11 protein-coding genes and 1 tRNA gene are annotated in these 12,810 nt (G+C 67.1%); 6 read left to right on the top strand and 6 right to left on the bottom strand.

Features of this window, described 5'->3' with window-relative positions; all coding sequences use genetic code 11:
* Window positions 1-150: 150 nt before the first annotated feature.
* Both CFB18_RS05045 and CFB18_RS05050 read right to left on the bottom strand, forming a co-directional pair.
* The gene (locus tag CFB18_RS05045; protein WP_088570714.1) at window positions 151-2,934 is read right to left on the bottom strand and encodes a histidine kinase N-terminal 7TM domain-containing protein; all 2,784 of its coding nucleotides are present in this window, start codon (window positions 2,932-2,934) and stop codon (window positions 151-153) included.
* A 340-nt stretch (window positions 2,935-3,274) separates the two neighbouring features.
* Window positions 3,275-3,347, bottom strand: a tRNA-Lys gene (locus CFB18_RS05050).
* A gap of 273 nt (window positions 3,348-3,620) precedes the next feature.
* Between CFB18_RS05050 and CFB18_RS05055 the strand changes: the two genes are divergently transcribed.
* From CFB18_RS05055 to CFB18_RS15570, 6 genes are all read left to right on the top strand, one after another.
* The gene (locus CFB18_RS05055; RefSeq protein ID WP_088570715.1) at window positions 3,621-4,142 is read left to right on the top strand and encodes a YbaK/EbsC family protein; all 522 of its coding nucleotides are present in this window, start codon (window positions 3,621-3,623) and stop codon (window positions 4,140-4,142) included.
* Window positions 4,123-5,127 (top strand): tRNA (adenosine(37)-N6)-threonylcarbamoyltransferase complex transferase subunit TsaD, encoded by a 1,005-nt coding sequence (gene tsaD, locus CFB18_RS05060; RefSeq protein WP_088570716.1) that lies wholly within the window; start codon window positions 4,123-4,125, stop codon window positions 5,125-5,127. Before CFB18_RS05055 ends, tsaD begins: the two co-directional genes overlap by 20 nt.
* Window positions 5,128-5,241: 114 nt before the next feature.
* A complete protein-coding gene (locus tag CFB18_RS05065) occupies window positions 5,242-6,522 on the top strand; it encodes a molybdopterin molybdotransferase MoeA (protein ID WP_088570717.1) in 1,281 nt (426 codons plus the stop codon).
* A gap of 13 nt (window positions 6,523-6,535) precedes the next feature.
* Complete coding sequence (locus CFB18_RS05070) at window positions 6,536-7,231, top strand: DsbA family protein (RefSeq protein ID WP_088570718.1); 696 nt, start codon at window positions 6,536-6,538, stop codon at window positions 7,229-7,231.
* Between the two features lie 12 nt (window positions 7,232-7,243).
* Window positions 7,244-7,705, top strand: coding sequence for a vitamin K epoxide reductase family protein (locus CFB18_RS05075; RefSeq protein WP_088570719.1), 462 nt, complete (start codon window positions 7,244-7,246; stop codon window positions 7,703-7,705).
* A gap of 73 nt (window positions 7,706-7,778) precedes the next feature.
* Window positions 7,779-8,012 (top strand): hypothetical protein, encoded by a 234-nt coding sequence (locus tag CFB18_RS15570; protein WP_200808085.1) that lies wholly within the window; start codon window positions 7,779-7,781, stop codon window positions 8,010-8,012.
* A 105-nt stretch (window positions 8,013-8,117) separates the two neighbouring features.
* Here the strand turns inward: CFB18_RS15570 and CFB18_RS05085 are convergent, their stop codons facing one another.
* The 4 genes from CFB18_RS05085 to CFB18_RS05100 all read right to left on the bottom strand — a co-directional run.
* Window positions 8,118-9,278, bottom strand: a complete 1,161-nt coding sequence (locus CFB18_RS05085) for an aminotransferase class I/II-fold pyridoxal phosphate-dependent enzyme (RefSeq protein ID WP_088570721.1) — start codon at window positions 9,276-9,278, stop codon at window positions 8,118-8,120.
* A 29-nt stretch (window positions 9,279-9,307) separates the two neighbouring features.
* Complete coding sequence (locus CFB18_RS05090) at window positions 9,308-10,099, bottom strand: NUDIX hydrolase (RefSeq protein ID WP_200808086.1); 792 nt, start codon at window positions 10,097-10,099, stop codon at window positions 9,308-9,310.
* Window positions 10,096-10,758: a phosphoribosyltransferase gene (locus tag CFB18_RS05095; RefSeq protein WP_200808087.1), complete on the bottom strand. Its 663-nt coding sequence runs from the start codon at window positions 10,756-10,758 to the stop codon at window positions 10,096-10,098. Before CFB18_RS05095 ends, CFB18_RS05090 begins: the two co-directional genes overlap by 4 nt.
* Window positions 10,759-10,866: 108 nt before the next feature.
* A partial coding sequence (locus CFB18_RS05100) for a DNA gyrase subunit A (RefSeq protein ID WP_143597525.1) occupies window positions 10,867-12,810 on the bottom strand: 1,944 nt, incomplete at its 5' end.

A 12,810-nucleotide genomic window follows, 5' to 3' on the forward strand; every position in this document is an offset into this window, starting at 1 on the left:
GCAGGGTGGACGGGCTTGACATAGGGAGCGGCGCAGTGGGTGGAGCGGTGGGGGTCGGGATCGATGACAGGGGAGAGGACCTGCTCCGGCACAGGCTCAGGAGGAGCAGGCTTGCAAGCCCCAGAGGGATCCACGCGGGTCGCACCGGTTTCATCCGTAGGACTTTTCTCCGCTCGGCTGCTGTGCGGAATCCGCCGCGGGCAGGGTGAACCAGAAGGTGCTGCCACGCCCCGGCGCGCTCTCCACGCCCACCTCCCCGCCCAGTTTCTCGACGATCATCCGCACGATGGAGAGCCCCAAGCCATGGCTTCCCGGCCGTCGATCCCGAACCCCGAAGGGAGTGAAGAGCCGGGCCTGCTCCTCCGGTGGGATCCCCGGCCCGTTATCTTTCACCCAGAACCGGAGCATGCCGTTCGGAAGGCGATCGGCCCCCAGAACCACGTGGGGAGGCTGCCCGCCGTATCGCAGGGCATTGCTCAGGTAATTCGCCCATACTTCTTCAAGCCATGGACCATATCCGAGGGCGGTCGGCCAGGACTCCGGCAGATGGATGCGGGCACCAGTCTCTGCGATCAGAGGGGCCAGTCGATCCAGGACTTCCTTCACAATCGCTTCCATAGCCACCGGTCCGCGAGGGACCTCCGTGTAGCGGACGCTGGCCAGCAGCAGGAACTCTTCGATCATTCGATGCATTTTCTTTCCCACCCGCTGGATCCAGCGCAGATGCTCTCGGAGCTCTTCTGCGGATAGTGTGTTCAGATCCTTCTCCAGGAACTCTGTTGCCCCTATGATGATGCCCAGAGGCTGTTTGAGGTCGTGAGCCGCCATATGGGCGAAGGCCTCCAGGTCCTGGTTCAGCCGGCTCAGCTCCTCCCGGTGCCGCCGCTCCTCCTCCAGCCATCGCGCCCGCTCCAGCGCAACGGCCACCGAGTTCACAAAGGGCATGACCAGCCGGAGATGGTCCTCGCGGAAAAAGCCAGGCTCGTGGCTGTCCAGCGCCAGCATTCCGATCACTCGATCCTGAGCGATGAGGGGGATCCCCATCCACGATCGGATGAGGGCATGCGGAGGCTCCGGGAAGACGGGATACTCCGCCGGCGCGTCCGGAAGGATCAGAGGCCTTCGCTCGAGGACGACCCGCGTGTTCGGGTTATCCCCAGGGATGGGGAACCGGAAGCCCAGGATGGACTCCGGGAGGCCGCTCTGCCCGACGATCTCGAGATATCCCTCCCGAAGCCACTGGACCGAAGCGCTGTCATAGGGGATGAGGGTGCGGAGTTGCTCCAGGATACGCTGGAGCATCTCGGCCAGAGTGGGAGCTTCCACCACCGCGGCGATGGCCTGCCGGAGGATTTCTGCTTCCCGCCAGCGGGCCTGGGCCTCCTCCAGGGAGCGCGCTTTGGCGATCGCCAGGGCGACGATGCGCGCCATGATCTCCCCCCGGGCGATCTCCTCATTGGTGAACCGGTGAGGGGTATTGTAGGCGATCAGGAGGCCCCCCAACCACGTCCCTCCGGCGATGAGCGGGAGGGCCAGCAGGGATCGAGTGGGGAACTGCGCCGCGATGTGGGGGCTGAGATAAGGGGTGTTGAACACATCCTCGATGGGAAGGGGGCGGCCAGCCCGTAAGGCGGATTCCGTAGCCGTGAGCTCCCCGGGCTGGGGCCGCAAGGTGGGGTAGATCTCGCGCAAGGGGCCATAGGCCGCCATAGGGATGGTTTGTCTGGATCGTTCATCCCACTGCGTGATAAAGCAACCGTCGGCCCCGATGATGCCCCCCAGGCGATCGGCCAGCACCTGCAGCATGGACCGAAGATCCTGCGACTCCAGAGCGGCCCCCAGGACCTCATAAAGGGAGCGCAGGAACCGCTCCCGATCCTCCAGGGTGATCTCCATCTCCCGGCGGTGGGTGATGTCCCGGAGTGTGAGCGCCCAGCCCATCACCCGGCCGCGTCGATCCTGCACTGCTGAGATCTGCAGCTCATAAAAGCGCCGTGCTTCCCCCTCCCCCAGAACGATCTCCTCCCGGGTCTCGGTCGCTTCTTGGAGACGGGCCGTCAGATCCGGCCATAGGGCGAGGATCTCCCGGGCAGGTCGTCCCAGCGCTCGATCCCGATCCAGCCCCAGCATGCGGGCGGCTGCCGGGTTGAGATCGACGAGGCGGTGGGAGGCGTCCAGGACGATCAGCCCATCCGCCATGTTCTCAATGATGGTTTCGTGGGCGATCGGCGCGATGTCTAAGAGCCTGAACCGGTAAGCCCCCCAGGCCAGGGCGAGCCCGCCCACGATGAAGCCATAAGGGGTGAAATCGAACGTCACAGTGGGGAAGGGGTTTAGGAGGGCCGTTAACCCGTTGGCGGCCCATGGCGCTATGACGCTGAGCACCATCATCCCGGCCTGACCCCGATAGGGAAAAGGGCGGCGACGCAGGAATCGCAGGAACAGGATCGTGGCCAAGAGCAGCGCGCTGTAGGCGTATGCCACATGGATGTAAAACCAGGCCCCATGGATAACGGCAAGGCGGGGGAAGGGGCCTTGCCAGTCCAGGGCCACGGACGACCAGATCCACCCGTGTTGCTCGTTTGTCCAGGCCAGCCCCAGCGTCAGCAGGGGCTCCAGGGCCAGCCATCCCAGGCGCCGGGGGGAGGTCCAGCGCTCATGGCCTGTGTAGTGAAGGGCGACAATCAACCATACGGTGGGGATGAAGGCGATCCCGAGGTATTGGGCTTTGGCCCAGAAGACTTTCTCTGTTAGGCTGGCCCGGGAGAGCTCGAGGGCATACCCAGAGGTCCAGAGAGCGATCAACAGTTGCATGGCGCAAAGGGCCACCGCTCCGGGGGCTGGCCGGGCCCGCCAGGCGTAGCCAGCCAGTCCGAGGGCGATCAGGGTAGCTCCAAGCAGAGAGAATATGTATAACACGCCTGGCCCAGACATGGGCAAGATCCCCCATCTCTTCCAGAGGGGTAACCGCCCACTCAGCTGCTCACTACTGTATGATGATTAGAAGTCAACCCTCTTGGGCGCTTTCGCGCTATGCTTCTATCTGCTTGGACCCTTTTGCCGGACCGGTCGGTAAAGGCCTATGGTGGATGACTTCGTCAGCGAGGAACAGAAGGGCGACCCCCCGATATGCGGGATTGCCAGAAAGACCTAACCATACCTTTCCGATTCCATTGTAACTCTGATCCTGTCGTAGCAATATGTCCCGCCAGAATTCGGAGCCGTCCGGAGAAAAGCCTGCGCCCCGGGGTTGCCTCCCCGGGGCGCAGCGAGGTGGGCCGTGCAGGACTCGAACCTGCAACCTTGGGATTAAGAGTCCCCTGCTCTACCCGTTGAGCTAACGGCCCACGTCCACTTCTAAAGTATAGCCAGGGCTCCATGGGCTGTCAAGGCGGAGCGACCCGGGCGGCCTCCGCGTGGAGACAGAACCTTGAACGGGTGTGGTCATCTTCTTAGGACTTATGCCGTCGACAGGACATGCCCTCAGGTAGGGGCGACCGGCCGGTCGCCCGTCAAGGTGGATCGACCCAGGCGGTCTCCACAGGAAGACAGGACCTTGAACAGGCGCGGCCATCCTTTAAAATGAGACCATAGCGCAAATCCAACCGGGGGAAGGATCGATGTCGGAACGGGGTCCACAGGATGTGCAGGCGTTCCTGGATCAGCATCTCCCTGGGACCCGGGTGCGGGTGCTGGAGCAGAGCACGGCGACGGCCCTGGAGGCCGCGGCGGCGGTCGGGTGCCCCCTGGGCGCCATCGTGAAGTCCCTCCTCTTCCTGGCCGATGGGGACCCACGGCTGGTGCTGGTGGCCGGGGATCGAAAGGCCGATCAGCGCCTCCTCGCGGGGCTGTGGGGGATCTCCCGCAAGCGCATCCGCATCGCGGACCCCGGGACGGTGCAACAGGTGACCGGATTCGAGGTGGGCGCGGTGCCTCCCGTCGCCCACGTCACGTCCCTGCCGGTCTGGATCGATGCCTCCCTCGCCCGTTATGAGACCCTGTGGGCTGCCGCTGGAGCGCGCAACGCCCTCTTCCCCATCACCTTCGCGGACCTGGTCCGGATCACCGGCGGGACGGTTGCCACGTTCACGGTGGAGGATCGCCCGGCGGAGCAGGCGCCCGATGCGGATCCTGGCCATTGAGACCTCGTGCGATGAGACGGCGGCGGCGGTGGTGGAGGACGGCCGGGTCCTGCGCAGCCACGTGGTGGCCTCCCAGGCTGCCTTCCACGCCAAATACGGTGGCATCTTCCCGGAGCTCGCCGCCCGCATGCATGTCGAGGCCATCGTCCCGGTCACCCGCGAGGCCCTCTCTCAGGCTGGCCTCTCATGGGAGGCCATCGACGCCATCGCCGTGACCTACGGGCCCGGCCTGCCCGGCTCGCTGGTGGTTGGGGTGAGCTTCGCCAAAGCCCTGGCCTTCGCCCGTCGCAAACCCCTTATCGCCGTCAACCACCTGGAAGGCCACCTCTACGCCCACCGCCTCCGGGTGGAGGGGAACCCCCCAGAGGACCTCCCCACGCCCTTCCTGGCTCTGATTGTCTCCGGCGGCCACACCGAGCTCATCTGGGCCCGGGATCTCCTGGATCACCGCCGGGTGGGCTGGACCATCGACGATGCCGCGGGGGAGGCCTTCGACAAGGTCGCCCGGCTCCTGGGCCTGGGGTTCCCTGGCGGGCCCGCCATCGAGCGGATCGCCCGGGAAGGAGATCCCCAAGCTTTCCCCTTCCCCGCTTTGCCGAAGGTCGACGATCCCCTCTGGTTCAGCTTCAGCGGGCTGAAGACCGCAGTCCTGCGGGCCGTGGAGCGGTTCCAGGGACAGCCCCTCCCGGTGGCTGATCTGGCGGCTTCCTTCCAGGCGGCGGTGGTCGAGCAGCTGGTGACGAAGACGCTGGAAGCGCTGCGCCGCTACGAAGCCCGGGCGATCCTGATCTCCGGCGGAGTCTCCGCCAACCAGCTGCTCCGATCCGAGATGGCCCGCCGCGCCCCTGTCCCGGTGGTGGCTCCTCCACCCTGGTTGTGCACGGACAACGCGGCGATGATCGGCGCCGCCGCGGAGCTCCATGCCCGGGCCGGCCGCTTCGCCTCCCTCGATTTGGAGGTGGACCCCGATGCGAAGATTGGGTAGGCCCTTCAGGTCACGGGCGCGGCCGCCTTTGAGATCGGAGCCTCCTGCTACGAACCAGCGGTATAATCCCGGGGGAGGCCAGCGATGATGGGAGCCTCAGGTGGAGGAACATAGATGCTCCAGATCCAGGAGTGGGTGCCTGTGGAGGAGGCCCGCCGGCTGATCCTAAGGGAGTTCCATCCGTTGCCACCGGAATCGGTGCCTCTCTCTCAAGCCCTCGGGCGGATCCTGGCAGAGGATGTGCAAGCGGAAGTGGATCTGCCTCCTTTCCCGAACTCCGCCATGGACGGCTACGCGGTCCGCGCGGAGGACGTCCGGACGGCGAGCCGGGAGCGGCCGGTCCGATTGCGGGTGCGGGGGGAGGCCGCGGCGGGCCGTCCGTTCCCCAGCGGGGTGGAGCCCGGGACGGCGGTGCGCATCGCCACCGGGGCCCTGCTCCCCAGCGGGGCGGATGCGGTGATCCCGGTGGAGGACACGGATGATGCGGGCGGGCCGGGCCGTCCTCTTCCTCCGGAGATCGCCGTGTTCCGGCCGGCGCAGCCCGGGCAGTTCATCCGCCCGGCCGGCGAGGATGTGGCCCGGGGGACGGTGGCGCTGGAGCGGGGGACGATCCTGACCCCAGGCGCCTTGGCCCTTCTGGCTGCCCTGGGACGTCTGGAGGTGCCCGTCCATCGCCGGCCGCGGGTGGCAGTGCTGGCCATCGGCGACGAGCTGATCGAGCCGGGCCGTCCGCTTCCCCCGGGCTGCATTTACGAAACCAACCGGACGGCCCTGGCAGCCCAGGCGGTGGAGGCGGGGGCGGAGCCCTTGCTGTTGGGGATCGCTCGGGACGATCCGGAGGATCTGCAGCGGTTGCTGGACGAAGCGGCCGCTCACCATCCGGATCTCATCCTCTCCTCCGCGGGCGCCTCCGTCGGCGCTTACGACTGGGTGAAGGAGGTGGTCCAGCGACACGGGGAGCTCCGGCTCTGGAAGGTGCGCATCCGCCCGGGGAAGCCCTTCGCCTTCGGCCACTACCGGGGCATCCCCTTCTTCGGTCTGCCTGGGAACCCGGTCTCCGCGATGATCACCTTCGACCAGTTCGTCCGGCCGGTCCTGCGCCGGATGGGCGGTCACCCCCGCTGGGAACGGCCCCGCATCCCGGTGCGCCTGGCCGAGCCGATCTCCAGCGACGGCCGGGAGACGTATTTCCGCGCGCGCATTTTCTATGAGGATGGCCAGTTCTGGGCCCGCCTCAGCGGGCTGCAGGGCTCTCATATCTTGAGCGCCATGGCGCGAGCGAACGGCCTGGTGATCCTCCCGGAGGGAGTGCCGGCGCTCCCGGCGGGGGCGACGGCGATGGCGGAGGTGTGGGTGGATCTCCAGGATCTGATGAGCGCATCCGGAACCCCGTAAGGAGAGGCCTTCGATGAGCAAGCGCACGGCCCGTTCCACCCCGACCCGATCGTCCATCGGTCTGCCGATCCTGGTGGTGGCGGCAGCGCTGGTGGGGGTGCTGGCCCTGATCGGCTATCAGTGGTGGGCCAGCCGCCTTTCGGAACGCGTCCCCGTGGTGGACTACCCGAGCGGCCTGACCCCGGACGGTTATCCCTATAAGGGGAACCCGGAGGCGCAGATCGTGATCGAGGAGTATTCGGATTTCCAGTGTCCGGTCTGCGCCCGCTACGCCCGGGAGGTCGCCCCGCGGCTGGATGAGAAATACGTGAAGACCGGGAAAGTGTATTATATTTTCCGGTATTTCCCCTTCCTGGGGCCGGAGTCCTTCCGGGCGGCGGAGGCGGCGGCTTGCGCGGCGGAACAGGGCCGGTTCTGGGAATATGAGCACGTCGTCTTCGCCAACCAGCGGGGGGAGAACCTGGGCTGGTTTTCCGATGACCGGCTGATCGGGTTCGCCGCGCGGGTGGGGCTGGATCGAGGGCGGTTCGAGAACTGCCTGCTCTCCGGCAAATACCGGGATTTCATCCGCCAGGCGGCGGAGGCCGGGCGCCAGCGGGGCGTCCGCGCGACGCCGACGATCTTCATCAACGGGGAGAAGATCGAGGGGCTGTATGATGTGACCTTCTATGAGACTTACCTCGACACCCTGCTGCAGAAAGGCCCATGAGGGGGAAGGCGGATGGCGCAGGCAAGGGTGGCGGCGGCGATAGATCGGCTCGCCCTGGCCCAGATCGGATTGGCCCTAATGGGAGCGGGGGTGGCCGCTTACCTGACGTGGGCCAAGCTCCAGGGCGAGGGTCTGGTCTGCCTCGGGTTCCGGGGCTGCGACGTGGTGAACAACAGCCCCTACGCGGAGCTGCTCGGGATCCCGGTGGCCACCTGGGGGCTGGGCGCTTATCTGGCCCTGGCCTTCCTCGGCGGCCTCTCATGGGTCGACCGCGCCTCCCTCCGGCCGTGGACGGTGACCCTCTCCTTCGCCCTCGCCCTGGGAGGATGGCTGTTCTCAATGTATCTCACGGCCATCGAGGCCTTCGTCCTCCACGCCTGGTGCAGCTGGTGTGTGACCTCCGCCATCCTCATCACCCTGTTGCTGGGAGTGTGCGGCCTTCGCTTCTATCAGACGTTCCGGGAGGAAGGGTAAACGCAGTTAAGGAAGCAAGACGTCGCCTCCGAGATCTTCCTCAATCCTTTAACATTCCGTCAGGAGGGATCCCATGCCGCGCATTCGCTGCCATTATGTGGATTGTGTCTACCTGGAGGCCGGCATGTGCACGGCCGATGAGATCGAGCTGGACCCTGAGATGGGGTGCCTGACCTATACCCAGGCCGAGGAGGAGGAGTGGGAGGAGGAAGAGGTGGTCCCGGAGGAAGAGGAGGAGCTGGAGCTGGGCGACGAGGAGTGGGAGGAGATCGACCTCGAGGAGGATGAAGAGGACGAGGAATGGTGAGCCGCCCCTCTCAGCCTCCGAAGGACTCTGGGTGGGGCGGGGAGCCGCATGAGAGGCTGCCCCGCCCCGTCAGGGTGTAGCCCGCTGTGGCTGTGCCTCCGGGATCTACCCGTAGCGCTTCAGGAAGCGGGCGATGCGCTCGAGGGCCTCCTCGATCTTCTCGTAGGCGGTGGCATACGAGCAGCGGACGTGCCCTTCGCCCCCCAGTCCGAAGGCGCTCCCCGGGACCACGGCCACCTTCTCCTCCATGAGCAGACGCTCGCTGAACTCCGTGTCGCTCATGCCGGTGCGGGCGATGGAGGGGAAGGCGTAGAAGGCCCCTTTCGGCTCGAAGCAGGTCAGGCCCAGCTCGTTGAGCCCCTTCACGATCAGCCGCCGGCGCCGGTCGTATTCCTGGCGCATCTGTTCCACGTATTCCTCCCCGATGCGCAGGGCGGCCAGGGCAGCATACTGGGAGGGAGTGGGAGCGGACATGATGGTGTATTGATGGATCTTGCGCATGGCCGCCAGGATCTCCTGAGGCGCCGCTGCATAGCCGATCCGCCATCCTGTCATAGCGTAATCCTTGGAGAAGCCGCCGAGGAGGATGGTTCGCTCCCGGGCCCCCGGCAACGCCGCGAAACACGTGTGCGTCCCATCGTAGACCAGGCGGTCGTAGATCTCGTCGGAGATCACCAGGAGATCGTATTTCTCCGCCAGGGCGGCGATGGCCATCAGCTTCTCCCGCGGCATCACCGCCCCCGTGGGGTTGTTGGGGTAGCCGATCAGAATGGCCTTGGTGCGCGGGGTGATGCGGGCCTCGACGTCGGCGGGGTTGACCTGGAAATCCTCCTCCGCCCGCGTGGCGAAGGTCACCGGCACGCCCCCCGCCAGGGTCACCTCCGGCGCATAGGAGACGAAACACGGCTGGGGGATGATCACCTCATCCCCCGGATCCAGGATGGCGTTCACCGCCAGGTAAAGGGCCTCGGAAACCCCCACGGTGATCAGGATCTCCGACTCCGGGTCATAGGAGACGCCGTAAAGCCGGTAGAGATGCTCGGCCAGCGCCTCCCGCAATTCGATCAGCCCGGAGTTGCTGGTGTAATGGGTCTCCCCTCGCAGCAGGGACTCCACGCCGGCTTTGAGGATCGGCTCCGGCGTCACGAAATCCGGCTCGCCGATGCTCAGGCTGATCACGTCTTTCATCGTCGCCGCGATATCAAAGAAGCGGCGGATCCCGGACGGAGGGATGGAAGCTACGCGCTGGGCGATGAAGTTCCGCATCGCTGCAACCTCCCGGCCAGATCGTCCGATCAGAGGCAAATCGGAGGTGTCCTTGGCGTTGTCCTCTCCTCCCGCTGGGGATTCTCCCCCAGCCCCGCCGGATCGACAAGGCCTCCGGATGGAAGCGCGAGATCCCGAGCGCCTGCGTGGGATCCCCTGAGGGGATCAAGGGCCTCGCGCGCCACAGCCCGGAACTCCGCCAGGATCATCGCTGTGGCCCCCCAGATGATGTGCCCCCCCAGCCGGAACACCGGGATCCGCCACCGCGCGCCGTAAAGCTCCCATTCCTCCTCCCCCTGATGGCGCGGATCCAGCAGCCAGGAGAGGGTGGCCTCCAGCACCTCCGCCACCTCCAGGGGGGCGGGATGGAACACGGGGCGCTCCGGGAGATCGCCCACCACCGGATATACCAGAAAGCCGCTGGGGGGAACATATAGGGGCGTGAGACGACCCAGGAGACGCACCCGGCTTCCCGGGAAGCCCAGCTCCTCCTCGGTTTCCCGCAGAGCAGTCGCCTCCGGGGATTCGCCCGGCTCGCATGCGCCCCCGGGCAGGGAGATCTGCCCCTTGTGATGGGCCACATGATCCGTCCGTCGGGTGAGCGGGAAGGCGAGGTCACGGCCCCGGGGATACAAGAGGATCAGCACAGCCGCCGGCCGGGCCTCCGGAGGAAGTCCCCCGGTCTGCTCCAGGAGGGTCCGACGATAGGGCGGGGCCATCTCCCACTGGGCCGAAGGCCCGGGGAGCGGCCGGGCCAGCGCCTCCCGAAGCCGCTGGATCATCGCTTCCGGTGTCAGCTCCGTGTGGATGGAGGAGTTCATGAGCGCGCCCCCCAGGCCATGGCTTCTTCTAACAGCGCGATCACCTCCTCGTCGGAGACCTGCTCGAACTGCTCGTAGAAGGCCCCGACGGCCCAGAACAGGGCAGGGGTGTAAAGCACCACCACCGTGTCGGCTTCCGCTTCCACCCGGGGGAGCATCTCCGGCGGCGCCACCGGGGCGGCGGCGATCCGCCGCTTCGCGCCCCGATGGCGCAGCGAGCGCAGGCTCACCCGCATCGTCGCCCCCGTGGCGATCCCATCGTCCACCACCACCACGGTTCGCCCTTCCACCGGAACCGGCGGGCGGAGCCCGCGAAAGCGGACAGCCCGTCGCCGCAGCTCCTCCTGCTGGCGGCGGGTCTCTTCCTCTATGTAAGCGGGGGGGATCTCCAGCTCCGCGACCGCGAGGGGATCGATCCAGAGGGTTCCATCCTCGGCCACCGCCCCGATGGCCAGCTCGGGGTTGCCCGGGGCGCCCAGCTTGTGGGCCAGCACTACATCCAGGGGAGCTTCCAGCGCCCGGGCAACCTCGTAGGCCACCACCACGCCCCCCCGGGGGATCCCCAGCACCACCACCTGTCCGGCCCGGGCCTCCGGCTCCAGGTCCCGCAACGCCTCCGCCAGCCGCTGTCCAGCCTCCCGCCGATCCCGGAACCGCATGGATGCCTCCATACCTGCACAACTGCCAAGTCGATCTTAACGCAGATCCCGATGGGAGGGGTTCCCCCTCCCGAGGAACCGGGAAGGCGGGAGGCCGGCGAAGCCGGTTCATCCCTCCGGGCGGATCCGGGCGATGGAGGCCAGCCGATCGGTTTCCGCCAGGGCGATCAGGCGGCTGCCGCGGGCAGCCCGGCCGGCCTGGGGGATCTCCCGGACGGGGATCCGGATGGCCATCCCGCTGACCGTCAGCAGCACCAGGTCGTCCTCCGGACGCACCGTCCGCGCCGCCACGATCTCCCCGATCTCCTCCAGTCGATCCGCCACCGTCCGCACGCCTCCCGTGGCCCGGCCCTTCTGGGGATACTGGGCGAAGGGGGTGCGCTTCCCGAAACCTCCCGCCGTCACCACCAGGAGCTCTCCCTCCGGATCCACCCGATCCAGGGCGACTACTTGATCTCCTTCCTCCAGCCGGATGCCCCGCACGCCGGCCGCCGCCCGACCCATCGGGCGGACCTCCGCCTCCTCAAAGCGCAGCGCCTGGCCCTGGGCCGTCACCAGCACCAGGTCCCCACGGCCGTCGCTGAGGCAAACGTCTTGCAGCACATCCCCTTCCTCCAGCAGGATCGCCACCAGGCCGGAGGAGCGGACAGTGAGGAACTCGCTCAGGGGGACCCGCTTGATCTTCCCCATGCGAGTGGCCATCACCAGGTAACGATCCGCCCCATCGCCGGCCCCTTCCATCCAAGCGGGTGGGACGGCCACCAGGGCGGTGATGCGTTCGCCCTCCGCCAGGTTGATCAGGTTCACAATGGGGAGGCCCCGGGCCGCCCGATCCGCGTCCGGCACCTCGTAGACCCGGATCCGATAGGCCCGGCCCTGATCTGTGAAAAGGAAGAGGTAGTCCAGGGCTCGACAGGCCAGTCCCCGGGCGACCGCGTCCTCCTCGTCGGTGGTCATCCCGGTGACCCCGCGCCCTCCGCGGCCCTGAGGCCGGTAGGCGGCCACCGGCACCCGCTTGATGTAGCCGCGCTGGCTCAGGAGCACCAGCACCGGCTCGTCGGGGATGAGGTCCTCCACCGTGAACTCCGCCGTGGCCTCGGGGAGGATGCGGGTGCGGCGGGGATCGCCGTATTTCTCTTTGAGCTCCTGCAGCTCCCCGCGGATCACCAACCGGATCTTATGGGGATCGGCCAGCAGGGCCTCCAGCTCGGCGATGCGGGCCTGCAGGCTTTGATACTCCTCTTCCAGCCGCTGACGCTCCAGCGCCGCCAGACGCCGCAACGGCATGTCCAGGATCGCCTGGGCCTGGACCTCCGTGAGCCCGAAGCGGGCCATCAGGTGTGTTTTCGCGGTCTCCGCATCGGGGGCGTTGCGGATGAGGGCGATCACCTCGTCCAGGAACTGGAGGGCGATCCGCAGCCCCTCCAGGATGTGGGCCCGCGCCTTCGCCTTCTCCAGGTCGTAGCGCGTCCGCCGGGTCACCACCTGGATCCGGTGCTCGACGAACAGCTGCAGCATCCGTTTGAGGGAGAGGACCCGAGGCTGGCCATCCACCAGGGCCAGCATCTGGACCCCGAAGGTGGTCTGAAGGGGGGTGAACTTCAGGAGCTGGTTGAGCACCGTCTGGGGCCGGGCGCCGCGCTTGAGCTCGATGACGATGCTCATCCCGTGGCGGTCGGACTCGTCGCGCAGGTCGGCGATGTCCTCGATGCGCCCCTCGCGGACCAGCTCGGCGATCCGCTCGATGAGGGCCGCCTTGTTCACCTGATAGGGCAACTCCGTCACCACGATCCGCCAGCGCCCGCCTTTCATCTCCTCGATGCGGGTCACCGCCCGTACCACCAGCCGCCCGTGCCCGGTGGCGTAGGCGGCTTTGATCCCCTCCTGGCCCAGGATCAGCCCGCCGGTGGGGAAGTCCGGGCCCGGGATGAAGCGCATGAGATCCTCCACCGTGACCTCGTCCCGCTCCTCCCAGCGGTCGATGAGATGGATCAGGGCGTCGCAGACTTCCTGGAGGTTGTGGGGGGGGATGTTGGTGGCCATCCCCACGGC

The organism is Thermoflexus hugenholtzii JAD2 (assembly GCF_900187885.1).
In the GTDB taxonomy this organism is placed as follows: Bacteria; Chloroflexota; Anaerolineae; order Thermoflexales; family Thermoflexaceae; genus Thermoflexus; species Thermoflexus hugenholtzii.